Consider the following 22,517-nt stretch of genomic DNA (forward strand, 5'->3'; position numbering starts at 1 on the left):
CGCTGCTCCCGCTGCGCGCGCCCTGCGCGCCAGGTCAGGACCCGCGGGGCCAGCGGATCCGGATCGGGCCTCGAGCCTCGAGAGGGTTGACGACCTTCCCGCCCTGCGTGATCTGCACCCGCCCCTCGGCGACGAGCCGGCGTGCGACGCGACGGGTGTCGTCCATGAGGTCCCGCCAGCCCTCGCCGCCGATCGACCTCGCTGCGTCCGACGGGCAGATCGACGAGGTGTCTGCCCGCTGGGCCAGCAGGTCGAGGATCGTCGCCTCGATCGAGGCGTCGTCGACAGGGCCGGATGCTCTGGCCTGGGTCTGGTGCGTGTCGTCGTCCATCCCGACGAGTATGCGCCCGCCTGCGGCGTGCTGCGAGACCACCGTGAGGCGCTCGTCCGCGGACCTACGAGGGATGGGCAGCGGGTGCCGGCCGTCGAGCTCTCACCGCCTGCGCCACATCACTGCGCGGCTTCGGCGTCTCGGAGGCTCGCTCTCTCGGGCTCCTTGTCAGAGAGGCAGGCGCTCGACGAGCACGGAGGCACCATCCCCGCGCAACCGCGACGCAGCGGTCGGACGCCCGGCCATCGCGAGGACGAGGTCGAGGGTCGTGCCCTCGACCGTCGGCCCGTCGCCGGCGCGAAAGCTGCTGTCGGTCGCGACGAGCCGGAGGCCTCTCGCCGTGGAGCGGGAGGCGACAGCGAAGTCCTTGCGGATGTATCCCTCCGCGACGACGAGGACCGCGTCAGGATCCGGTGCAGTCTTGATCCCCAGAGGCTCTCTGACGTCACAGCCGTGCACGACCACCTCGCCCAGCCACGCCCACAGGTCGCCGGTCGGTGCGACGCGCGAGTCGACGACACCCCGGAAGCGGTCGAGGGTCTGTGCAGGCGTCGGACCCCGGTGCTCAGCGAGGCGCCGCGCATTGTGGACTGCGGGCCGGAAACCTGCCCCCGCGATGCTCCGCAGCCACCCCCACCGTCCGATGCTCGCCCCAGCGGTCAGGTGGGCGACCACGTCCTCGACCGACCAGTCTGCGCACAGGGTCGGTGCGGACCACTCCGCAGGCCGCAGAGCCTCGAGGTCGTCCCCAAGACGCCCGCGCTCGGCGCGGATCATCTCCCAGTGCTGCTCGCTGGTCGTGCGCGTCACGGGAGCTCCTCGGGCTGGTCTGACGGGGCGACGTGTGCGTGATGCTTCCGTGCGGGGAGCGACGCGTCAAGAGCGCTCAGCGGGCACCGTCCGAGATCATCGAGACTGGCTAGGTTGGGCTGATGCCACGCATACTCATCACAGGCATGTCCGGAGCGGGCAAGTCGACCCTCCTGGCCGAGCTGGCCAGGCGAGGCCACGTCACCGTCGACACCGACCACGACGGGTGGACGGACGGCTCAGGAGGCCCCTGGGACGAAGCCAGGATGGCCGCCCTGCTCGCCGCACGCGCTGATGTCGTCGTCTCAGGCACCGTCGAGAACCAGGGGCGCTTCTACGACCGGTTCGAGCACGTGGTGCTGCTCTCGGCCCCGGTGGACGTCCTCGTAGAGCGTGTCTCGCGACGCTCCGACAACCCCTACGGATCGTCGGCGGCTGAGCAGGACGAGATCCGCCGGTACACGGCCGAGGTCGAGCCGCTGCTCCGCCAGACAGCTCACGTCGAGCTCGACGGCCGCAGGCCTGTCGACGACCTGGCTGACGCCGTCGAGTTGCTCGACAGCTCCTCCCGCTGATCAGCCGCGTCACGGTCGAGCCTCCTGACGGGCGCGCTGCCCGGAGGCATCTGGGCGACCGCGCGGGACCGCTCAGGTCCACCTGCTCAGTGCAGCTCGGGGAAGCAGGCCCGGGCAAGATGACCCAGGTTCTTGGCCGCACCGTTCGAGGTCCGGTCCGGGGCGGGAGACGTGACCATCGGTGCCGGAGCGTCCTGCAAGATCCGCCGGGCCCCCGGTGTCTTGTCCAGGGAGTGCGCGAAGAACCACCACCGACCGTCGTAGCGCGGCTGCACCTCGGGCCGCTCTGCCGGGCTCGGGAAGGCGGAGGAGAGACCCACGAGGAACTCGACCCGCGCGTACGGGCGACCGCCCAGCTCCTCGACAGCCCACACGTAGAGCGTGACCCACGCGTCGGGAGCGACCCGCATGGCCCACACGTCTCCGGCAGCGGCCGGGCCGGACCCCACCGATCGAGGCACCGACGTCGTCGCCGGCCGGGACAGCGCGCGCTCGCGGGCACGGCCCGCGGCTGCGACGGTCGCACCGCGAGCGGGGACCGGCGTCGGGTGCGGGCTGTCGAGGTCGACGTCCGTGGACAGGGTCTCAGGCGGCAGCAGCCCCTCGAAGACCTCGCGGAGGACGTGGTCCCGCAGCCCGTCGGAAGAGCTCCACCACGCGAGGGGCGCCTGCACCTCGACCCGGACGCTCGGACGTTCGTCTCGTTCCGAGTAGTCGGACCAGCGTTCGGCAAGCCCCGGTCGTGACGCGGTCGCCACGACGCCGACGAGCGCGAGCTCTTCGAGGACCGAGCCGACGGCGTAGGGCGCGACCGTGTCGAGGAGATGCGCCTGCTTGAGTGCCGCGCGTGCCTTCGACTGGCTGGTGCCCTGCGGCAGCGTCCGCAGGACCGTGAGGATCGCGCGGAAGGTCCAGAGGTCGTGCTCGGTCGGCACAGGCCGCTCGTGACCCTCGAGCTCGCTCAGCGCGAGGACGTGGCCGACGACGTCACCGTCGATCGGTGCACCGTCGAGATGGCGCATCGACCAGGCGTCGGTCACCGCGACGTTCGTCGTCCCCTGCGTCCCGCACACCCGGCACGGCGACGTGCTCGGGGCCGCCGCAGAGATGGGGTCCGGCGCGGGTGACCGGCCGTCGACATCGTGCGCGCCACCAGCCGCGTCGACGCCGTACGGCGTGAAGGGGTGGTCGGGGAGCCGACTCGCGAGCAGGGTCCCGGTGAGCGCGGGGCGCCACGACCATGGCGCCGACCAGAGGCCCGCGACCCAGACCGAGGCTGCCTCAGCCACCGACCACTGCGTGCCCAGACGTCGAAGCTCCGCGACGGCCTCGTCGTGCCCGAGGGTGCGGACGGCGTCGTGCGGACGCCCGGCTGCAGCGAGGATCTCCGCATCTGCTCGGCTCGCGTCGGTGACACGGGGGAGCGAGAGCTGGAGCGACTCGTCGTACGAGCGCGCTGCGGCGACCCGGCGGTAGCGCGCGAGCAGGTCGACGAGCGTCGATCGGTCGGTGGTGGTGTCTTCGGTGGTCACGGCGTCATCGTAGGGCGGGCTCGTCTCGACGGACAGAGGCGATCGCGGACCTGTGGACAGCGCCTCCGCGGCATGCAGGTGGTGACCAGCCGACCAGTCTCAGGACGACGACGTGGTCGCGGCCGCCGTGGTCGCGACCATCACCGACGCCATGATCGCGGCCTGCACGGCGCTGATCGCCTTGCGGACGCTCTCTGCGGCCCAGCTGCCCTCGGAGACCTGCTTCGCGCGCTGCTTGAGCGCGCGCCGGTCCTGCCCGGGGAGCGCCTTGTGCAGCGAGTCTGTCGCGAGCAGCAGCGCCACGAGCGCGGCTGTCGGGGCGTCAGGATCCTGCTTCAGCACGAGCGTGGACCAGAGGCGCTGCCGGACGGTGTCTCCGGCGAGGGGGGAGGTGACGGGCCAGGCTGTGCTCGGGAAGATGCCCAGGACCTTCCGCTCGTGGCGCCGGACGATCCCTCGTGACTCGAGCGACGCGAAGACGGCCTCACGCAGGTTCTTCGACAGGCGGGAGACGACGGTCTCGGGCTTGTGGGGCTTGTCGCGGGCGATGATCGACAGTGCGGTGTCGAGCACGGGATGACCGAGAGTCGGTCCAGGGATGATCACGACCCGACCGGCGTCGGGCGCTCCGCGCTCCGGGACGGTGACCCTCCCGGCGAGCGAGAGATCGAGCAGCACACCTCCGGCCAGACCGAGGGAGAGCGACGAGCTGTCGAGCCGCGGCTTGCCCGTCGCCCCGTCGAGCACCAGCAGCAGGAAGTCTTCCGTGATGGTCGTCATGGGCATGGAGCCTAGCGGTGATGGATGGCTGAGGTCGGTCGGACGAAGCCGTCGCGTCGTGGTGTGGTCCTCGTGTCGGTGGCCCGCTCTACCGTCGCGGTCATGGGACAGATCATCTTCGACACGGCCACCACCATCAACGGCTGGATCGCCGACGAGCAGAACTCCTTGGCATGGTTGTTCGCCGTCGAGAACGGCGACACCCCGGACGCGGGCCTGTTCCCGGCAGACGCCGGCGTGCTCGTCGAGGGCTCCACCACCTACGAGTGGATCCTCGCTGAAGAGGACATCCTCGCCCACCCAGAGAAGTGGCGAGACTTCCACGGCGACAAGACGACCTTCGTCTTCACCACCAGAGACCTGCCCGTCCCCGAGGGGGCAGACGTCAGGTTCGTCAGCGGGTCTGTCGCTGATGCTCTCCCGGCGATCCGCGAGGCTGCCGCCGACCGAGATATCTGGGTGGTGGGCGGAGGTGACCTCGCCGGCCAGTTCCTCGACATCGGGGAGCTAGACCAGATCTGCCTGTCAGTCGCACCCGTCGCGCTCACCGGTGGCGCGCCGCTGTTCCCACGCCGCATCGAGTCCGACCGCCTGCACCTCGTCTCCGCGACGGCGGTCGGTCAGTTCGCACGGCTCGTGTACGAGGTGCGTCCCGCTGTAGCGACGGACGAGCATCATGCTCGGTGAGCGCCTAGCGGTGCAGGAGGGGGGAGTTCTCATCTCGCCGAACTCAGATGAGAGCGACGAGGGAGAACGTCTCCCATGGGCGACGAGTGAGTTGGAGGCCTGCCGGGAGAAATGGCCCGAAGGCCTCGCGGGCGTGGGGCGGGAGATCTCGGTGCTGCGAGTCGATAAAAGACGCAGACGGGATTCCGAGACTCGGCTAGGGCGGGCAGGCGTGAGGTTGGGAAACTGGCTGTTGGGTCTGACGCCTTTGATTGCGATCGTGCTCGTAATTCTCACCTTTCCCGACCCAAGGCTACTGCCATCGTACTTCAGTTCGTATGCCACGGCTTCAGCGATTCTCTTCTTTGTGACCGTCCTGGCGACTATGGTGCTTTTTGGTGACGTAGCCTTTGCTCGCACCACTGCGGTCCTTTGGCTAATCTCTGATATTCTTCGGTCAATCTTCGTTTACGGGTCCCGATTCGTTTCGATGATTTTTGCGCTGCTCGGACTGCTCTATGTGACGATCTGGGAGTCGGAGGGCATGCCGGAGGTTGGACTGACTGCGCTGCTCATGCTTCAAGGACTCGTTTCTGTCCTCGCGTATATCGGGTTGGCAATGGCCCCGCCCTTGCTTGGCCTAAGGCCGAAGGTGGCGCGAGTGTCAAGCATCCACTCGGCCTGCCTTTCTGCATACATGGCGATTTTTGTGTTCTTGGGTCTCGCGATCCTCGCGCTTGGGCGCGACGCAATTAGTGGAGCCGTTCCTCTTGCTTTGCTGTTTGCGGTTTCGACCTGGGTGCTTGTTCAGATATCAAGCGCTCGGAAAGAGATCGAAAATTCATCGGCCGAGGTGCTTGATGCAATGACAGATCTTGAGGTCGTTTTCGGCAGGATTCGTCGGGAAGGCGCGCGCATGGAGTTCGATCCAGAGTTCCGCAGTGGGGTGCTCAAATTGCAGAGCGTGGGCCACAAGACGCTCTCTGGGTTGGCTCCCGGACATAAGGGGCGCCCCAGGGCTGATCATCCTTCGATGGTCGTCATGGATTATCTTGCCGTCCGAGTGGCGACATCGGATTCGACGAGACGTGTTATGAACAGAGAGCTGTTCCTTGAGGAGAGAATGGGTGAGGCGACCGACCGGGAACTTCAGTACCTAATCGCCGATTTCGTTTCGGAACTCCGGGTGCAGGCGTTGTCGCCTGGATCCTTGGTGTAGGACTGCTTGATTCAGAAGAGTCCGATCCGCTGACAGGGTGCTCTTCGCCATGGGAATGCTGAACGATCCGCAGTTCCGAACCCAGGACTAGATCATCCGCGGCGTCGTCCTCCCGTAGCCGTGCTCGCCGTCGATGCGACAGGGGAGGGTCGTGCGTCCCTCTGTGACCTCGCGCCAGAGCGACTCGACCCAGTCGGCCGCGGCGTCGACGACCACGTCGCGCACGTCGACGTCCGGGGTCCTCTGGAGACACGGGAGCTCGGGGTCGGTGCTGGTCTCCGTCCAGGTGACCCCGAAGAGGTGGCGCCACGGGTCGACGGCCTTGTTGAGGACCCAGGCGTCGGGTCCGTCCAGCCGGAGCCGCACGTCGAAGGTGCCTTCGCCGTCGGGGTCCGGGAACACATCCACCCCGACCTCGCGGGCGGCTGCCGGCATCGCGTCGAGCACGTGCCGCATCTTCACGCGGACGTCGTCCGAGCGGGCGGCGAGCTCAATGCGGAGAGCACTGATGTACTCCGCGAGCGGGAGAGCGGCGGTCGCGAGCCCGTCGTCCATGCGGGAACGATATCGCCCACCTGTTGACTTACCCGGTTAAGTCCGATTGCGTGGTGAGTGGTCGGCATACGGTCGACGACACACGCTCAACGGGGAGTATCGATGTCATCATCACTGCACGAGAACAGTCCGCGACGACCGACGGTGGTCCTCGCCACGCTCACCGCGGCGGCGCTCGGCCTGACGGCCGCAGCGATCGCGCCCGCCGCAGCCGCGAGCCCCACCGCGTCGGACCAGGCGTCGGAACCCGTCTCGATCGCCTATGTCGAGGTCAACAGCAACGACCTCGCGAACGTCGGCCGGTACGCGCTCGAGGACGGCTCGCCAGCCTTCGACGTCGCGATCATCTTCGCGGCGAACATCAACTTCGATGGCACGAATGCCTACCTCCACCTCAACGAGCAGGTGCAGGCGACGCTCGACGACGCCGCCACGCAGATCCGCCCGCTGCAGGAGAAGGGCATCAAGGTGACGCTCTCGCTGCTCGGCAACCACCAGGCCGCTGGGTTCGCCAACTTCCCGTCGCAGGCGGCCGCGGAGGCCTTCGCCGACCAGGTGGCTGACGTCGTCGAGACCTACGGCCTCGACGGTGTCGACATCGACGACGAGTGGGTCGCCTACGGCACGGGCAGCACACCGCCCGCCAACCCGGACTCCGCGGTCTGGCTCGTCGACGCGCTCGGCGAGAAGCTCCCGGACGACAGCCTCATCACGCTCTACGACATCGGAGAGACGGCCGAGACCCTGCAGCAGGCACCGGCTGCGACCCTCGACACTCTCGACTACATCTGGAACCCGTACTACGGCCAGTTCAACCCGCCGCAGTTCCCCGCGGTCGACAGGTCGAGGCTCGGTGCCGCCGCGGTCGACCTCAACCAGACACCCGTGACCCTCGCGTCCGACCTCGCAGCCCGGACTGTCACCGAGGGCTTCGGTGTGTTCGTCAGCTACGACCTGCGTGCCGGCGACCACAGTGCCTACGTATCTGCGGTGACGCGCGAGCTCTACGGGCAGGACACCACGTACACCGAGTGAGGTAGCCCAGGTCTGCACGATCACACGACCGGACGCCCGCTCCTCCGTCCCAGACGGGAGAGCGGGCGTCTGCGCTCCAGTTGGCACGGACATGCTCTCGTGGCGTTGACTAATACGGTTAAGTCGACCAGCCTGATCCGGGTGAAGACACCGTCGCCGTCACTGTCCCGAGCCGTCCCCACCTTCGCGCCCGCTGCCACCGAAGAGCCTGACCCGAGCCGGTGCCTCCAGGTCGACATGCCGCCGGGTGGAGGTGAGATCGAGCTCCTCGACCTCCCAGGAGAGCGAGGCGTCGCCATCCGGCCCGGTGACGCGCTCGTCTACGACGTGCTCCCTGTCGCCGGGAGCGGCGACCGCTACGCCGCCACCGCTGTCGCCCTCGACCTGCGCCTCGACGACGGGACCAGGTTGTCCACCGGCACCCCGGCCCCTCGAGACCAGCACGGCACACCTCTCGACCCCGCCGCCCAGGCTGCCGACAAGCGCCTCTGGGTCGACCAGTGGAACCGTCGCACGGTCGACCTCGCGCCCTGGGTCGGGCGGCGCATCGACGCCGTGCTCGCCGTCGTCGGCGCCACCTCCGAGGCGACCACCGTCTTCGTCGGCGGCGTCCGCGTCCGTCAGGCACCGCAACGTCCTGACGACCTCCTCGGCTGGGTCGACACCCGCCGCGGCACGCACTCCTCCGACACCTTCTCCCGCGGGAACACAGCCCCGGTCGTCTCGATCCCGCACGGCGGCGTCTTCGGCCTGCCGATGACCGATGCCTCGGCAGGGAACTGGCCGTACCGCCACCAGATGGCCGCCCCCACGATCCAGGCCTTCGCGACGAGCCACATCCCGAGCCCGTGGATCGGCGACCGCGGCGTCTTCCAGCTCATGCCCAGCGCGTCGGCGACCCCGCCGACCGACCGGGACGCGCGGGCGCTCCGGTTCGAGCGCGACGACGAGCACGCCGGGCCCGACCGCTACGAGGTCGAGCTCGACGGTGTCTCCGTCGTCCTCACCGCGGCCCGGCACGCCATCGGGCTGCGCGCCCGCTCCCACGGCGACTCCCTCTCGCTCGTCGTCGACCACCTCGGCGAGGCCGCCGACGCCCGCTGGGTCGTCGAAGGCGGGGTGCTGCGACTCGACGTCCTGCTCCGCGACGGTGGGGACCGCCCCGACCACCACGTCCACGCGGTGATCCCCGACGTCGTGAGTCACACCCTCACCCATGCCGACGGTGAGCTGCGCGGGTCCGTGACCCTCGCGCAGACCGAGGCCGACGTGATCATCGGCGTCTCGACGATCGACGCCGACCAGGCACGGGTCAACGCGACGACGGCCGGGACCGTCGACGACATGCTCCGCGAGGCCGCGGCCGCGTGGCGCCGCGCGCTCTCGGCCGTCGAGGTGCACGATCCCGACCAGGTCTCGCCCGACGCCCTCCGCTCGCTCGCGGGGAGCCTCGGACGCGTGCTCACCTACCCCAACGCCTACGACGAACCCGGGCCCGAGGGGCCGCGCTACCGCAGCCCGGTCGACGGCGAGCTGCGCCCCGGGAGCTTCTCGGCGACGCACGGCTTCTGGGACACCTACCGCACCGCCTGGCCGCTGCTCGGGCTGCTCGCCCCGGACCGTGCCGGGGCGCTCGCCGACGGCTTCGTCCAGCACTTCACGGACGCGGGATGGGTGGCCCGCTGGAGCGCGCCCGGTCCCGTCGACTGCATGACGGGCACGACGAGCGACACGGTCTTCGCCGGGCTCGCCGCCCAGGGTGTGCCGTTCCGCCTCGACGAGGCGTACCGCTCCGCGCTGCACCACGCCACCGTCCCGGCGTCAGACGCCCGGGTCGGCCGGAAGGGGCTGCGGCCCGGGATCTTCCGCGGCTACGTCGACACGCGGGTCCACGAGGGCATGTCCTGGACCCTCGACAACGCGATCAACGACGCCTCGGCGGCGCGCCTGGCGCTCGCCCTGCTCGATCAGCCGGACGCGCAGCCCGGTCCGTCTGCTCTGTCCACCACCGCCGTGTCGACCAAGATCGCCGACGCCGACGCCTCCGCTCAGATCGACAGGCTGACCGCGGAGGCCGACTACCTCGCGCGCCGCGCCCTCGGCTACCGCTCCGTGTTCCACCGTGGTCTCGGCTTCTTCCTCGGGCGTGACGAGGACGGCAGGTGGCGTGTGGCCGAGGCGGACTTCGACCCGGCCGAGTGGGGCCACGACTACACCGAGACCAACGCCTGGGGGACCGCCTTCACGGCGCCGCACGACGGCGCCGGGCTCGCCGAGCTGCACGGGGGAGAGGTGGCGCTCGGCGCCGCCCTGGACGCCTTCTTCGCGACGCCGGAGACCGCCGACCCGGCCCTCGTCGGGTCCTACGGCTTCGTCATCCACGAGATGTCCGAGGCGCGCGACGTCCGGATGGGGATGCTCGGGCTGTCCAACCAGCCTGCGCACCACATCCCGCTCACGTACTGCTTCGCGGGCCGCCACGACGAGGCGCACCGGGTGGTCGTCGAGGCGCGCGACAGGTTGTTCGTCGGCTCCGAGATCGGGCAGGGCTACCCGGGGGACGAGGACAACGGGGAGATGTCCGCGTGGTACCTCTTCGCGGTGCTCGGGCTCTACCCGCTGGTTCCGGGGACCGGGGAGATGGTGCTCACCCCGCCGCTGCTGCCGCGCGTCACGCTCCACCCGCAGGGGCGCGACCACCCCCTCGAGATCACCGCGGAGAACGCCGGGGCGCCGTACGTCCGCGAGGTCCGCGTCGACGGGCAGGTCTGGGAGCGCGTCGCGGTGCCGGCGGACGTCCTCTCCTCCGCGCGGCACATCGCCTTCGTGCTGTCGGACGAGCCGACGGGCTGGGCTCGCGACAGCCGACCCACGTCGATCAGCACCGAGCTGGGCCTCCGCGAGCCCCTGCGTGACTTGCTCGTCGTCGAGGCGGGAGGTGTCACCGACGACCGCGGTGACACCGTCGTCGCCCTCGCTGCGGGTGAGCAGGTCGAGCTCGCGCTCACCGAGCCCGCGGTGGTCTCGCTCTACACGGTGACGCTCGCGGGGGAGCCCGCTGGCCTCCCCGCCGTCCCCGACCCCGTCGTTGCCGCCTGGCGGCTCGAGGGTGTCACGGCGGACGGCACGGTCGTGCCGCTCGACGTGCGCGAGGAGACCTTCGACCTCGCCTGCCAGACGCGTCCGTTCCGCACGCGACCCGATGAGGGCGGGGGAGGGGCGGTCGTCGCCGTGCGCCTCACCGCGCTCTCCCAGGTCGAGCTGTCACAGATCGAGGTCTTCGGCCCGGTCTGAGAGGCGGGCCCGGGCCCGGGTTCGCGGACGTGTCGCCTGCATATCGAGAATCACAGACGTCCTGGCAACACGCCTCACGATGGACTCGTGGGCATGAGCACATCTCTCACGCCACCTCTCCCTCAACCCCTCGACGTCTCGAAGAGACCTCGCATCGCCTCGCTCGACGTCATCCGTGGACTTGCCATCCTGGGCACGCTGGCCAGCAACATCTGGTTGTTCCAGGCCTTCTTCGGCGAGCGTGTCATCGACGTCCGGTGGGCCGAGCTGCTCTCGTGGACGTCGGAGGGCAAGTTCCTCGGGCTGCTCACGATCATGTTCGGGATCGGTCTCGAGATCCAGCGGCAGGCGGCGTCGAGGCGTGGCCTCCGGTGGCCGGGCACCTATCTCGTCCGTGCCGGCCTGCTCTTCCTCGACGGAGTGCTGAACTACATCTTCGTCGTGCAGTTCGACGTCCTGCGCGTCTACGCGATCCTCGGGTTCGTCGTGGCCTTCGTCCTGCTGATGCCCGAGAAGCGCCAGTGGATCTTCATCGGCGTCGCACTCACGACACACGTCTCGCTCGTCCTCCTTCCCCTGGTCGTGACCGACTACCAGGGCACCCCAGGCATCGTCCTCCCGGGTGAGTTCTGGGTGACGGAGGGGAGGCCGCCCTATACGTACGAGATCCACAACAACGCTCTGACGGTGCTGAGCGACCTGACGACCGGCAGCGACACCGGCTCCATCTTCACCCTGGGTCTCGTGTGCTTCACGCTGGGCGCCATGGTGTACCGCCACGGGATCCTCGACGCCCGAGGAGCACGGTTGCGTCGCTGGGTCATGGTCGTGGGCTTCGGGGTCGGGATCCCGCTGGACCTGGCCTTCTTCCTCTCCCAGGAGTCGTACGGCTTCGGCCGGTTCCTGGCTGCGCCGTTCACCGCCTTCGGGATCCTCGCGCTCATGGCCGCGTTCTACCAGCGGCGCCCGATCGGTGTGGCCGGGCGACACCTGTCTCTCGTGGGCCGGATGGCACTGAGCTGCTACGTGCTCCAGAACGTCCTCGGCCGGGTGGCCCAGCGCTGGATCGGCAGCTCTCCTCTCTCACCGATGCTCGACCCCTTGATCGGCACCATCCTGATGTTCCTCGTCATCGGCGCTCTGGTGATCCTCTTCGCCAAGGTCTGGCTGCGGTTCTTCCCCAGGGGACCGCTCGAGTACGTCTGGGACGTCAGCTTCCGGTTCCTCACGCGCCGTCGACTCCGCTGACCCGTGCCCGTGCCCGTCCTCGTCGTCGGAGCCACAGACGGCATCTCCGCGCTGGGCGTATCTCGTCGTCGGAAGACACCGCTGGCGCTGAGAGTGGAGAGCGCGTCTCAGTTATTCAACCGTGGTTTACTAACTGCATGAGTCGCCCTCCCCGATCGACGGACGCCGAGCTGCTGGACCGCATCGACACCGCCCTGTCCCAGCGCACCTCGACCGAGCCCTGGGGTCTCGGCGACGTCGCGCCGGCCGCGGGGATCAGCGCCGCGGGCCTCATCAAGCGGTTCGGGTCCAAGGAGCGCCTGCTGCACGCCCTCACGCGACGCTGGATCGACACCGTGCCGTCCGCCCCGGTCGACCCCGAGCACGCACTCGACGAGCTCCGGGCGTACGGCCGGGCGAACTTCGCGACCGCGTCGTCGTCAGCTGCGATCACCGGGCTCGGAGAGCTCATGCGCGACCTGTGGTCACCCGAGGCGGTGGCGCTGCTCCGTGAAGGCTGGGACAAGCAGGCGCGATACATCGAGAGCCTCCTCGCGCAGCTCTCCCTCCGCGCTGACCTCGATCACCGTGCAGCCGCCCTCACCGTGCTCGACGCCCTCCACGGGAGTCTCTACAGGCAAGCGGTCTCGCTCGACCCGACCTCACCCGAAGAGACCATCGACAACCTCCTCAAGGAATGGACACGACCATGAACCGCACCTGGCGCGGATGCGTCTTCATCGGGACGAGCCTCGACGGTTACATCGCCAAGCCCGACGGCGACCTCTCCTGGCTCACCGCCCCCGAGCCGCGAGAGCACGCAGCCGACGAGGGTGATCACCCTGCTCTCGTCTGGGAGACGTTCTTCCCGACCGTCGACACCCTCGTCATGGGACGGACGACGTACGACACGGTGTCAGGATTCGAGGAGTGGCCCTTCGAGGGCAAGACCGTCATCGTGCTCAGCACGACACTCGACGCCAGCGGCCGCGCCCAGGTGGTGCGCTCCGTCGACGAGGCGAGCGACCTCCTCGCCCGCGTCGGAGCCGAGCGCGTCTACGTCGACGGGGGCCGGACCATCCAGTCGTTCCTCTCAGCAGGTCTTGTCGACGAGATCACCGTGTCCATCGCCCCGGTCCTCCTCGGCCGCGGCAGCCGCCTCTTCGGAGACCTCGACCACGACGTGCTGCTGACGCTCCGGGGCCATCACGCGACCGCTGGCGACGGGCTCGTGCGGGCGACCTACGACGTCGCGCGGCGCTGAACCGATCGAGGTTCGAGGCACGGTTGAGCTGTGGTCAGGGGATTCGAGTGCCCGAGACCCCGGGGTCGATGTAGACATCGTCACGCTGGAGGCCGCCGACGAGCGGGTCTTCGGTCGAGCGGTCGGTCGACTGGCTTCTCGTCGAGGCCCGCGCGTCGCCGATCGACGTACCCAGGGCAATCTCCAACGTGTCTTGCGACGTACGGCTGAGATTCAGGGTGTTGCGCTCACCGCCTGAACTCGCCGCGGCCGCCACGCCCGCGGTCGCGGATGTGGAACGCACACCGCCCATCTTCCCGTCGGACGTTCCTCACTCCTCAGCTCGAACGTCGCTGTCGATCCTCACCGGGGTGAAGAAGTTGATCAGGTTGCCGTCCGGGTCGCGGAACAGCAGCGACCGGTTGCCCCAGGGCATGGTCGTCGGCTCGTTGACGAACTCCTCGACGACGTCCCGCAGGGTGAGGTAGAGCGCGTCGACGTCGTCGACCAGGAAGTCCAGCATGACTGAGGAGTTGGCGCGAGCACGTGCCACGCCGTCACCCAGGAGCGGGACCGTCTGCGAGCTGGCGACCGCGAGCACACCCGATGACGTGCGGATCTCGGCGAAGAGCGGGTGCAGGCGGTGTGCGGGCGTGTCCGTTACACGTTCGTAGAAGGTGACCAGGGGTTCGAGGTCGTCAGTGATGATGCGGGTCGCTGCAAGTCGCACGATGTCTCCAGTGAGGTTGGTCGACGGCACCGCGGATCAGCGCCGTCGTCCACGCTAGGCGTGATACCGGACGTGATCCGCCCGGTATCAACGGGCATGATGAGTCCATGTCCGATGTGGTCTCGCGCGCCCTGCAGCTGCTCGACCTCCTGCAGTCAGGGGGAACGCGAACGGTGGTCGAGCTGTCGTCCCGCCTCGGCGTCGACGAGCGGACCGTACGCCGTGACATCGAGCACCTGCGCGCACTCGACGTTCCGATCGAGGGAGTGCGGGGGCGGTACGGCGGGTACCGCATGGGGTCGGGGTACCGTATGCCGCCCCTGGTGCTCACCGACGACGAGGCGGTGGCCCTGCTCCTGGGCCTGCTTCGTGCGGCAGGCGACCCGGCGACGGGGATGACGTCCGCGGCGGCCACAGCACGGGCGAAGATCCGTAGGGCGCTTCCCGACGCGACGGCGCGGCGGTTTGACGCGTTAGCCCGCGCGGTCACCTTCGTGGGCGCGACGCCAGGAACGCGTTCAGCGGACGTGGAGTCGTCTCTGCTCCTCACCGTGGCCGATGCCGTTCGGAGGCATCGTTCCTTGTCCTTGCGCTATCGGTCAGCGGCCGATCGGCTGTCCCAGCGGGAAGTCCATCCCTATGACCTCGTCGCCTACGCGGGCAGGTGGTACCTCTTGGCGCTCGACGTGGGCAAGGCTGAGGAACGGACGTTCAGGCTCGACCGCATGGTGTCCGCACGGACCCTGCCTGGGTCCTTCCCTGATCCGCCGGCTCGGGACGCCGAGGCTCTCCTCGTGGACGCGCTCCAGCGCGCACACCATACGTGGCACGTCGTCCTGCGTATCCAAGCCACTGCGAGCCACATCCGCACTCTCATGCCGGCGAGCATCGCTCAGCTGGAACCGGACCCCACCGGTGCGCCCGGGCCGTGGCACGTCGCAACGATCCACGCTTCGCACCTGGACTGGATTCCTGGTGTCATCCTCGCCCTGAACTGCCCGGTGGTGATCCACGAGCCACCGGAGCTGGCGACGCTCACCAGAGGTGCAGCTGCACGGCTCCACGCCGCCTCCCTCGAGTGAACGAGCGCGCCGTGCGGAATCGGCTCTCACGTCCGTGGCGCGGTATCGACCGGTGGTACGACGATCTACATGTGCAAGACCTTCAAGATCACCAAGTAGAGGCGAGCGATGGACAACCTAGAGCACGGCAAGGGCGTCGTCGTCTCCTGGGACGCCGAGGGCGGCTTCGGTCATCTCCAGATCGACGACGGTCCTGCAGTCTGGGGCTTCTATTCGAACATCGAGATGGACGGCTACCGGACGCTGGAAGCAGGCCAGAGGGTCGAAGCGACCTACGAAGCCGTGGAGGACCAGGATGGCTTCAAGTGGCGGACTGTGCACATCAAGCCCGTCAGTTCCTGACCGTGGTCGTTGTTTCTGCTGAGCTGGTCTGACCTCATGAGGTGTCGTACCAGACCGGTGCTTGCTCTTCAGGGGACGCGCCGGGCCTCTCGGCAGGGGCGGTCCGCCCTTCCGGCACGCGCACCTGCTCACCATGGGCGGCCACAGGCGCACCTCGCAACGCAGAGGTTGCGAGTTCGCCATCGCGGGGGTGCACGGAGGTCTCTGCCGGCTGGACGGGCCCGACGAGGTCCAGGACGTCGGAGCCGCCCTAGGATCGTCGGATGGACGCGCTCTCCAGAGTCACCGACGCTCAGATCGACACCATCTGCGAAGCCTTCGTCTCGGTGTCGTGGCCGCTCGGTCGGGACGACTTCAAGGCACTCGCGGAGCGCCTCGGATGGCAGCTGAAGCTGGAGACGTCGAGCGGAGTCCACCACCGTTCTGGGTATTCCGTGAACCTGCCGACCGTCCGTTCCCTCGTCGCAGATGATGCGCTAGCCCAGGTCACGATCGCGGTCTCCGACAAGAGCGACGACTCGAGGGGGCTGCGGAGCGCCGCAGATGGGCTGCAGTCAGCGCTGAGCGAGCGATTGGGTCAGCCCTCCGGATCCCAGCACGGAGACCACTACTGGGAGCTGGACAACGGCGGCAGGATCTGGCTCAGGACGGTGCCCAAGAAGGTGCTGCTCGTCGTGCAGGGGCAGCGATTCGCCGACGTGGAGCGGGGCGAGGAGCGTCTGGGTATCGGCCCGGACCTCACGCTGGGTGCCGGTGGCGGCACCGACTGACGCCGTCGGTCAGCCGGTCGTCAGGGTGTCGAGCAAGGCCTGGGCGGTCAGGACGTTCCCGAACAAGACGTCCTTCGACGGGATCTGCGAGTAGGTCGCGTCCGGGGCCATGACGCGCAGCAGGTCTTCGACCTGCTGCGCGGAAGCCTCGGCGCCGGCGTCGACGAGGATGACGATGTCGTCGGCGACGAGCAGGTCGAGCCGCTCCAGGCTCACGTCGACCGCCTGCGTACCGTCCTCGCCGAGGTCCTGGACCGCCGGCGCCTGGCGGCCGAGGTCGAGCGCGACCGACCACGGGAAGGATCCTTCCTGCGTCATGTACCGGACCCCGTCGGTCCGTACCCGGACGATCGACAGCGTGCCCGCGTCCTGGGGCGCGGTCGCTGCGGCCTCGGCGGCTCGTTCGTCGTACGCGGCGACGAGGTCGGCTGCAGCGTCCTCCCTGCCGAGGAACCCGCCGATCTGGGTGAGCGTGTCCTTCCATCCGGAGGGCGTGTACTCGACGGCGACGGTCGGGGCGATCTGGGAGACCTGCTCGTAGAGATCCTCGGCACCTTCGCTCTGCATGACGATGAGGTCGGGTTCGGCGGCAGCCAGCGCCTCGAGGTTGATGCCTCCGTCGGAGGTCCCGATGTCGGCGGGCTCTCCGTCGAGCTCCTCACGCACCAGGGGCGCGTAGTCGCCAGTCAGTGGCGGGACGACGGCAGCGACAGGGTCGATGCCGAGTGCGACGACAGCCTCGAGCGTGCGGTCGCCGTCGAGGACCGCGACGCGGTCTGTGATACCCACGTCGGTCGCACCGAAGGCGTGCGTGATGGTCGTGGTCGCGGCAGTCGCAGACGACTCAGGAGGCGAGTCGGTCTCGGTGCTGCACGCGGCGACGAGGCCGACAGTCAGAGCTGTGAGAAGAGCGAGTGCTGGGCGTGGGCGTGGGATCGCCGTGAGGTCCATGACCAGAAGGTTAGCCTGCCCTTACATCTGGTGGTGACGGCGGCCGAAGACATCTCTCATCCCTTGGGATGCGAGCCCGCTCGTCCGATCCTCGGCCGCCGACGGGTACAGCCTGCCTAGTCGAGCGCGGCGACCGGCGTCGGCGTCGCCAGCAGGCGTCGCGTCCAGTCGGCCAGCGCCGCTGTCGCGCTCTTCGAGACAGCCGCCTGCGGCACCATGCTGGTGAAGCCGTGGAAGGCGCCCGGCCAGACGTGCAGCTCCGCATTGACACCAGCAGCCCACATCGCGCTGGCGTAGGCGACAGTCTCGTCGCGGAAGACCTCGGCGCTGCCGCAGTCGATGTAGGTGCGCGGCAGTTCTGAGAGGTCTGTCGCGCGGGCGGGGGCGGCGTACACGGACACGTCGTCGGTCGCGCGGCGCTCTCCGAGGTAGGCGTCCCAGCCGAAGCGGGTCATCTGCCGGTCCGCGACCCCGACCCCGTCGATCTGCTGGGACGAGACTGTGGCGTCGCGGTCGTCGAGCATCGGTGACACCAGGATCTGGGCCATCAGCGCCGGGCCTCGACGGTCGCGCGCGAGGAGCGCGACGCCGGCGGCGAGCCCAGCGCCTGCGCTCTGCCCCGCGACGACGATGCGCTCGGGGTCGATACCGAGATCCTCGGCGTGCTCGGCCACCCACACGAGCCCGGCGTAGCAGTCCTCGACCGGGTAGGGGTCCGGGTGCTCGGGGGCGAGGCGGTAGTCGACGCTGACGAGCACGACGTCGTGCTCGAGGAGCCAGTCGTAGGAGTCCATGTTGGACAGGTAGTGGCCGAACATCATCCCGCCTCCGTGGATGCCGTAGACGGCGGTCGTCGCACCGGTCCGGTCGGCGCGCTGGATGACGGCGAGCTGGATCGGGTCACCGAGGTGTCCGGGGACCGTCACGGTCTGTCGTGCGTAGCCGTGGGCCCGGAGGCGCTCGTCGAGGACCTCCTCGGTCACGTCGAGCTGGCGCATGTGCGGCAGCATCTCGGCGGTGAGCGTGAAGGGGCCACGTGCCTCGAGAGCGGTGAGGAAGGTGGCGAGCTCGGGGTCGAACGGGGGGCGGGCAATGGCGTCAGACATCGGAGGACTCCTGGGTGATCGGGGTGGTCGAGGTGGTGGTGCGGCGAGCACTGACGGTGCCGAGACCGACGAGCGCGGCGGCGACGGCAGTGAGGGTGAGGCCGGCGACCGAGATCGCCGCCTGGAACGAGTGGGACTGGGCCGGGGTCCACGTCGTGGCGGTGATGCTGCCGCCGACGAGGGCGGCGAGGATCGTCCCGGTGGCGGCGATACCGACCGCCGTCGCGAGCTCGCTGGCGGTGTCGACGAGCGCAGCCCCGACGGAGGTGCGGTCCGCTGGCAGGCCACGGAGGACGGTGGTGCCGGCGACGACACCGACCACCCGCATCCCCGCGGCGACGAGCACGAGTCCTGTCAGGACCCAGGGATAGCCGAAGCGCCCGAGCTTGGCGAAGACGGCGAGGCCGGCGACGACCGCTGCGGCGCTCGTCCATGCTGCGAGGTCGAGGCCCACTCGTCGCACGAACGGTCCGACGAGCCGTCCGCTGGCGAGCAGGACCACGACCTGCGGCAGGGTGCCGACAGCAGCGAGAGCCGGCGACCACCCCCAGGCGAGCTGCAGCTGCAGGGCGACCATGTACGACAGTCCCGCCATGGCCAGGCCGGCGGCCGCCTTGTACGCGAGGCCGCTGGCGACCAGCGGCTGGGTGACGAGCCGCAGGTCGAGCAACGGGTGCCGTGCGGTGCGCTCCCGGACCACGAACCCGGTCGCCGCGACGACGGTCGCGGCCATGGCGAACCAGGCGGTCCGGTCGGAGGTCGAGACGACGAAGAGGGTCGGTGCGACGAGCGCCCCGATGACGGTCGCGGTGCCGAGGAGGGCGCCCGCGACGTCGACGGGGTCACGGTGCAGGTCGTCCGGCCGGTCAGCGGAGATGCCGGCCCGGATGCCGAGGAAGGCGATCGCGGCGATCGGCGCGTTCGCGACGAGGAGCACCTGCCAGGGGGCCACGGCGAGGACGAACCCGCCGACGGTCGGTCCGACCGCGAGCCCGACGAGCCCTGCGGTCGAGATGACCGTGAGCGCCCGGACGCGGAGGTCCTCGGTCGAGAACAGGCGGAAGGCCAGCGCCATGGATCCCGGCGTCGTCATAGCGGCAGCGACCCCCATGAGCCCGCGGACGACGACCAGCTGCTCGACGGAGGTGACGATCACGGTGAGCATGCTCGTGCACGCGAGCAGGGTCAGCCCCACGAGCATGACGCGGCGGCGGCCGACGCGGTCGGAGACCGCACCGAAGAGCAGCATGAGTCCGCCGAAGGCGACCGAGTACGCCCCCGACACCCACTGCAACGACCCTGTGGAGGCCGCGAGGTCGCGGCCGATCGTCGGGAGCGCGACGTTGAGGACCGAGTTGTCGAGCATCTCGAAGAGGAACACAGCGGAGAGACCGGACAGCGCGACCCACGCGTCTCGGAGGCGTGGAGGGGACGACGAGACTGTGGTGGTGGCGACGGTTCGCACGGGCATGGGCGCACTCCTTCGATGAAGAAGTGGCGACTCCGGTGAGACGCGTACGCGGTTCCGCTCGCCGGGGCGAGGCGGGTTTTTTCCCTCTGCGGCAGACGATAGCCCATCCGGGCTCAGATCTACCAGTACGCCCCCTGCCGCGACCTGCGGCGCTCTACCCGACGCAGGAGTGCGGGCGCAGCAGCGGGATCGCGACGTGGGTGGTGAGGCGTGTCGCTCGTCTCACAGGCGACGACGCAGGACGGGCCGGCGGCAGGTCACCCCTGCGCGTCGAGCGACGGCGCCGTGCTCTCCCGCACCGACAGCGTCGGCGTCATCCCCGCGACAGACCCGACCATCGCCTCGGACCCCGCAGCCGTGACCACCTGCATCAGCGTCCGCGCAGCGAGCTCCCCGAGCGCGTACGTGTCACGCGTCAGCGCCGTGATGGACGGCCGCACGAGCCGCATCGCGATCGAGTCGTCGAAGCTCGCGATCGACAGCTCGCGGGGGACCGTCACCCCCTCTTCCTGCGCGACGCGCAGCCCCGCGAGGGCCATGACGTCGTTGTCGTAGACGAGGGCGCTCGGGCGGTCGTCGCGGCGCAGCAGGTCGAGGGTCGCGGCGGCCGACTGCTCGGCCGAGTAGTCGGTCTCGACAGAGACGGGCGTCCCGGCGTCGTAGCGCCCGACGCAGTCGTGGAAGGCCTGGCGACGCAGCTCGGTGTGCTCGAGGTCGAGCGGACCCATGACGTACCCGACACGTCGGTGCCCGAGGGCAAACATCGCGTCGAAGAGGCGGGTGGCGACCTCGTGGTCGTCGACCCAGACGGTCGGGACCGTCGGGTCGAGGCTCGGGTGGCTGCCGATCTGCACGGCGGGGAGCCCGAGCTCCGCCACGAGGGCGACGCGCTCGTCGTCGCGCCTCGGGTCGATGAGGATGACGCCGTCGACCCGCTGGGTGGCCTGCCACGTGCGGTAGGCGTCGACCTCCTCGGCGAGGGACGCGACCACGAGGGTCTGCAGGCCGGTGTGCGTCGGGGCGAGGCCGGCCTGGATGCCGGCCATGAGCTCGGGGAAGAACGCCTCGGTGCCCAGGGTCCGGGCGGGACGGTTGAGGACCAGCCCGATGACGTCGGCCTTGGACCCGCCGAGGGCGAGCGCCGCGGAGCTGGGGCGGTAGTGGAGCTCGGCGGCGACCGCGAGCACCTGCTCGCGCAGCTCCTCGCTCACGCCGGGGCGCCCGTTGAGGGCGAAGGAGACCGCCGCCTTGGAGACGCCGAGCCGCACGGCGATGTCGCTGAGCGTCGCGCGTCGGCGCGGTGGGGTGACCCGGGGACTCATCATCGATCCTCACCTCAGTCGGCACTTAACCGGTTGACACGGCCTTGACTTACTCGGTTTAGTTGCCAAAGATACACCTCATCACCCAGCGTCACCGCGGTCATCTACCCGGTGTCCCGACGGTCACCTCGGCCCATCACGGCACGCCGCTCGACGACGAGCGCCGCCGGCCGGCCCCTCCAACGAAGGAGCAGCACCATGAGGTTCTCCCGCACACCACTGGCTACAGGAGTCGGCGTCCTCGTCGCCTCAGCCCTGCTCGCAGGCTGCGGCGGCGGAGGGTCGTCAGGCGGCTCCGACGCCGACGGAGAGGTCACCGGCTCGATCCGGTTCCAGACCTGGTCGCTCACGCCGACCTACAAGGAGTACCTCGACGGTGTCATCTCCGACTTCGAGGCGGCCAACCCGGGCACCTCGGTCGAGCTCGTCGACCAGCCGGGCGACGGCTACTCCGAGAAGGTCCTCTCGCAGGCCTCCACGAACACGCTCCCGGACGTCGTCAACCTTCCGCCGGACTTCGTGCTCCCGCTCGCCGAGCAGGACCTGCTGTACGACGTCAGCCAGAGCACCGACATGGACTCCACCTACGTCAACGGGTCGGTCGACGCGTTCCGCTTCACCGGCAAGGACGGGGTCTACGGCTACCCCTGGTACCTCGGCACGGACGTCAACTACTGGAACGCCGAGCAGCTCGACGCGTGCGGTCTCGACTCCTCGGCGCCGCCCGCCACCACGGACGAGCTGTTCGAGCAGGCCTCGACGATGGCTGAGAACTGCCCCGAGAACTACCTCATCAGCCGGGTGCCCGGGGTCGGAGACTTCACGCTCGAGGGCATCGACATCCTCAACGAGGACGGCACGGAGTTCGTCTTCAACACCCCTGAGGCCGCCGCGATCATCGACCGCTATGCCGCGGCTTATGCCAACGGCGAGATGCCGCCGAGCGTGCTCAACGCCGACTACCTCGGCAACTCCCAGCTGTTCACCCAGGGCAAGGTCGCCTGGACTACAGGCGGCGCGACGTCGATCGACGACTTCCAGAAGGACAACCCGAGCCTCGAGGGCAATGTCGCGATGAGCAAGGCGCTCAACATCTCCCCGCTCTACGTGCAGGGTGTGAGCGTCTCGGCGAACAGCGAGAACCTCGCGACCGCGATCGCCTTCGGTGAGTTCGTGACGAACGCGCAGAACCAGAACGACTTCGCCCGCGTCGCCAACGTCTTCCCGTCGACCCTCGGGTCCTCGGACGACTCGTATTTCACCGAGACCGACGGCACCCCGTCGGGTGACGCCCGGGTGCTGGGCTTCGCCTCCCTCGAGACCGCCGAGGTCCTCACCCCATACACCGTGAACGGTGCGATGAACGACTACCTGGCCCAGCAGATCGCGCTCGCGATCCGCGGTGACATCACCGGTCAGGAGGCTCTCGACGCGTCGGTCGAGAAGCTCAACGACCTCCTGGCCCGCCAGTAGGAC

The 22,517-nt window shown here is 69.2% G+C and carries 23 protein-coding genes; 12 read left to right on the top strand and 11 right to left on the bottom strand.

The window, feature by feature from the left end; all coding sequences use genetic code 11:
- Positions 1-34: 34 nt before the first annotated feature.
- Both HZZ10_RS02900 and HZZ10_RS02905 read right to left on the bottom strand, forming a co-directional pair.
- Complete coding sequence (locus HZZ10_RS02900) at positions 35-331, bottom strand: DUF3253 domain-containing protein (protein WP_179912332.1); 297 nt, start codon at positions 329-331, stop codon at positions 35-37.
- Positions 332-499: 168 nt separating this feature from the next.
- Positions 500-1,141 carry a maleylpyruvate isomerase family mycothiol-dependent enzyme gene (locus HZZ10_RS02905; protein WP_308507468.1) on the bottom strand — a complete coding sequence of 214 codons (642 nt, stop codon included), beginning with the start codon at positions 1,139-1,141 and terminating at the stop codon, positions 500-502.
- A gap of 122 nt (positions 1,142-1,263) precedes the next feature.
- Here HZZ10_RS02905 and HZZ10_RS02910 point away from each other — a divergent pair, with 122 nt between their 5' ends.
- Positions 1,264-1,716, top strand: coding sequence for an AAA family ATPase (locus HZZ10_RS02910; RefSeq protein ID WP_179912333.1), 453 nt, complete (start codon positions 1,264-1,266; stop codon positions 1,714-1,716).
- Between the two features lie 86 nt (positions 1,717-1,802).
- Here HZZ10_RS02910 and HZZ10_RS02915 read toward each other — a convergent pair whose 3' ends face one another.
- Both HZZ10_RS02915 and HZZ10_RS02920 read right to left on the bottom strand, forming a co-directional pair.
- The gene (locus HZZ10_RS02915) at positions 1,803-3,248 is read right to left on the bottom strand and encodes a hypothetical protein (protein WP_179912334.1); all 1,446 of its coding nucleotides are present in this window, start codon (positions 3,246-3,248) and stop codon (positions 1,803-1,805) included.
- A gap of 99 nt (positions 3,249-3,347) precedes the next feature.
- Positions 3,348-4,028 carry a GOLPH3/VPS74 family protein gene (locus tag HZZ10_RS02920; protein ID WP_179912335.1) on the bottom strand — a complete coding sequence of 227 codons (681 nt, stop codon included), beginning with the start codon at positions 4,026-4,028 and terminating at the stop codon, positions 3,348-3,350.
- Positions 4,029-4,130: 102 nt separating this feature from the next.
- On the opposite strand from HZZ10_RS02920, the gene HZZ10_RS02925 reads away from it, so the two are divergent.
- Together HZZ10_RS02925 and HZZ10_RS02930 are read left to right on the top strand one after the other, a co-directional pair.
- The gene (locus HZZ10_RS02925; RefSeq protein WP_179912336.1) at positions 4,131-4,715 is read left to right on the top strand and encodes a dihydrofolate reductase family protein; all 585 of its coding nucleotides are present in this window, start codon (positions 4,131-4,133) and stop codon (positions 4,713-4,715) included.
- Positions 4,705-5,913: a hypothetical protein gene (locus HZZ10_RS02930; protein WP_179912337.1), complete on the top strand. Its 1,209-nt coding sequence runs from the start codon at positions 4,705-4,707 to the stop codon at positions 5,911-5,913. Before HZZ10_RS02925 ends, HZZ10_RS02930 begins: the two co-directional genes overlap by 11 nt.
- 87 nt (positions 5,914-6,000) lie before the next feature.
- On the opposite strand, the gene HZZ10_RS02935 is transcribed toward HZZ10_RS02930, so the two are convergent.
- Entirely contained in the window at positions 6,001-6,468 is a 468-nt protein-coding gene (locus HZZ10_RS02935; RefSeq protein ID WP_179912338.1) for a DUF6389 family protein, read from the bottom strand.
- A 102-nt stretch (positions 6,469-6,570) separates the two neighbouring features.
- Here HZZ10_RS02935 and HZZ10_RS02940 point away from each other — a divergent pair, with 102 nt between their 5' ends.
- The 5 genes from HZZ10_RS02940 to HZZ10_RS02960 all read left to right on the top strand — a co-directional run bounded on the left by HZZ10_RS02940 (position 6,571) and on the right by HZZ10_RS02960 (position 13,288).
- The gene (locus HZZ10_RS02940) at positions 6,571-7,503 is read left to right on the top strand and encodes an endo-beta-N-acetylglucosaminidase H (protein ID WP_179912339.1); all 933 of its coding nucleotides are present in this window, start codon (positions 6,571-6,573) and stop codon (positions 7,501-7,503) included.
- Between the two features lie 141 nt (positions 7,504-7,644).
- Positions 7,645-10,797 carry a glycoside hydrolase domain-containing protein gene (locus HZZ10_RS02945; protein WP_179912340.1) on the top strand — a complete coding sequence of 1,051 codons (3,153 nt, stop codon included), beginning with the start codon at positions 7,645-7,647 and terminating at the stop codon, positions 10,795-10,797.
- A gap of 93 nt (positions 10,798-10,890) precedes the next feature.
- Positions 10,891-12,045 (top strand): DUF418 domain-containing protein, encoded by a 1,155-nt coding sequence (locus HZZ10_RS02950; protein WP_179912341.1) that lies wholly within the window; start codon positions 10,891-10,893, stop codon positions 12,043-12,045.
- 137 nt (positions 12,046-12,182) lie between these two features.
- A complete protein-coding gene (locus tag HZZ10_RS02955) occupies positions 12,183-12,737 on the top strand; it encodes a TetR/AcrR family transcriptional regulator (RefSeq protein WP_179912342.1) in 555 nt (184 codons plus the stop codon).
- Positions 12,734-13,288 carry a dihydrofolate reductase family protein gene (locus tag HZZ10_RS02960; RefSeq protein ID WP_179912343.1) on the top strand — a complete coding sequence of 185 codons (555 nt, stop codon included), beginning with the start codon at positions 12,734-12,736 and terminating at the stop codon, positions 13,286-13,288. Before HZZ10_RS02955 ends, HZZ10_RS02960 begins: the two co-directional genes overlap by 4 nt.
- A 34-nt stretch (positions 13,289-13,322) precedes the next feature.
- On the opposite strand, the gene HZZ10_RS02965 is transcribed toward HZZ10_RS02960, so the two are convergent.
- Positions 13,323-13,571 carry a hypothetical protein gene (locus tag HZZ10_RS02965; protein WP_179912344.1) on the bottom strand — a complete coding sequence of 83 codons (249 nt, stop codon included), beginning with the start codon at positions 13,569-13,571 and terminating at the stop codon, positions 13,323-13,325.
- 27 nt (positions 13,572-13,598) lie between these two features.
- Positions 13,599-13,997, bottom strand: a complete 399-nt coding sequence (locus tag HZZ10_RS02970; protein ID WP_179912345.1) for a VOC family protein — start codon at positions 13,995-13,997, stop codon at positions 13,599-13,601.
- 107 nt (positions 13,998-14,104) lie between these two features.
- Here HZZ10_RS02970 and HZZ10_RS02975 point away from each other — a divergent pair, with 107 nt between their 5' ends.
- From HZZ10_RS02975 to HZZ10_RS02985, 3 genes are all read left to right on the top strand, one after another.
- Positions 14,105-15,079, top strand: coding sequence for a helix-turn-helix transcriptional regulator (locus tag HZZ10_RS02975; RefSeq protein ID WP_179912346.1), 975 nt, complete (start codon positions 14,105-14,107; stop codon positions 15,077-15,079).
- Between the two features lie 108 nt (positions 15,080-15,187).
- Positions 15,188-15,421 (top strand): cold-shock protein, encoded by a 234-nt coding sequence (locus HZZ10_RS02980; protein WP_179912347.1) that lies wholly within the window; start codon positions 15,188-15,190, stop codon positions 15,419-15,421.
- Between the two features lie 263 nt (positions 15,422-15,684).
- Positions 15,685-16,191 carry a DUF6301 family protein gene (locus HZZ10_RS02985; RefSeq protein WP_179912348.1) on the top strand — a complete coding sequence of 169 codons (507 nt, stop codon included), beginning with the start codon at positions 15,685-15,687 and terminating at the stop codon, positions 16,189-16,191.
- Positions 16,192-16,200: 9 nt separating this feature from the next.
- Here HZZ10_RS02985 and HZZ10_RS02990 read toward each other — a convergent pair whose 3' ends face one another.
- The 4 genes from HZZ10_RS02990 to HZZ10_RS03005 all read right to left on the bottom strand — a co-directional run bounded on the left by HZZ10_RS02990 (position 16,201) and on the right by HZZ10_RS03005 (position 21,041).
- A complete protein-coding gene (locus tag HZZ10_RS02990) occupies positions 16,201-17,142 on the bottom strand; it encodes an ABC transporter substrate-binding protein (protein ID WP_179912349.1) in 942 nt (313 codons plus the stop codon).
- A gap of 116 nt (positions 17,143-17,258) precedes the next feature.
- Complete coding sequence (locus tag HZZ10_RS02995) at positions 17,259-18,248, bottom strand: alpha/beta hydrolase (RefSeq protein WP_179912350.1); 990 nt, start codon at positions 18,246-18,248, stop codon at positions 17,259-17,261.
- Positions 18,241-19,719 carry an MFS transporter gene (locus HZZ10_RS03000; protein WP_179912351.1) on the bottom strand — a complete coding sequence of 493 codons (1,479 nt, stop codon included), beginning with the start codon at positions 19,717-19,719 and terminating at the stop codon, positions 18,241-18,243. Before HZZ10_RS03000 ends, HZZ10_RS02995 begins: the two co-directional genes overlap by 8 nt.
- 257 nt (positions 19,720-19,976) lie before the next feature.
- Positions 19,977-21,041 (bottom strand): LacI family DNA-binding transcriptional regulator, encoded by a 1,065-nt coding sequence (locus HZZ10_RS03005; protein WP_228086916.1) that lies wholly within the window; start codon positions 21,039-21,041, stop codon positions 19,977-19,979.
- Positions 21,042-21,239: 198 nt separating this feature from the next.
- Here HZZ10_RS03005 and HZZ10_RS03010 point away from each other — a divergent pair, with 198 nt between their 5' ends.
- Positions 21,240-22,514 (top strand): extracellular solute-binding protein, encoded by a 1,275-nt coding sequence (locus HZZ10_RS03010; protein ID WP_179912353.1) that lies wholly within the window; start codon positions 21,240-21,242, stop codon positions 22,512-22,514.
- Positions 22,515-22,517: the final 3 nt, after the last annotated feature.

Source organism: Sanguibacter inulinus, from assembly GCF_013415325.1.
Lineage (GTDB): Bacteria > Actinomycetota > Actinomycetes > Actinomycetales > Cellulomonadaceae > Sanguibacter > Sanguibacter inulinus.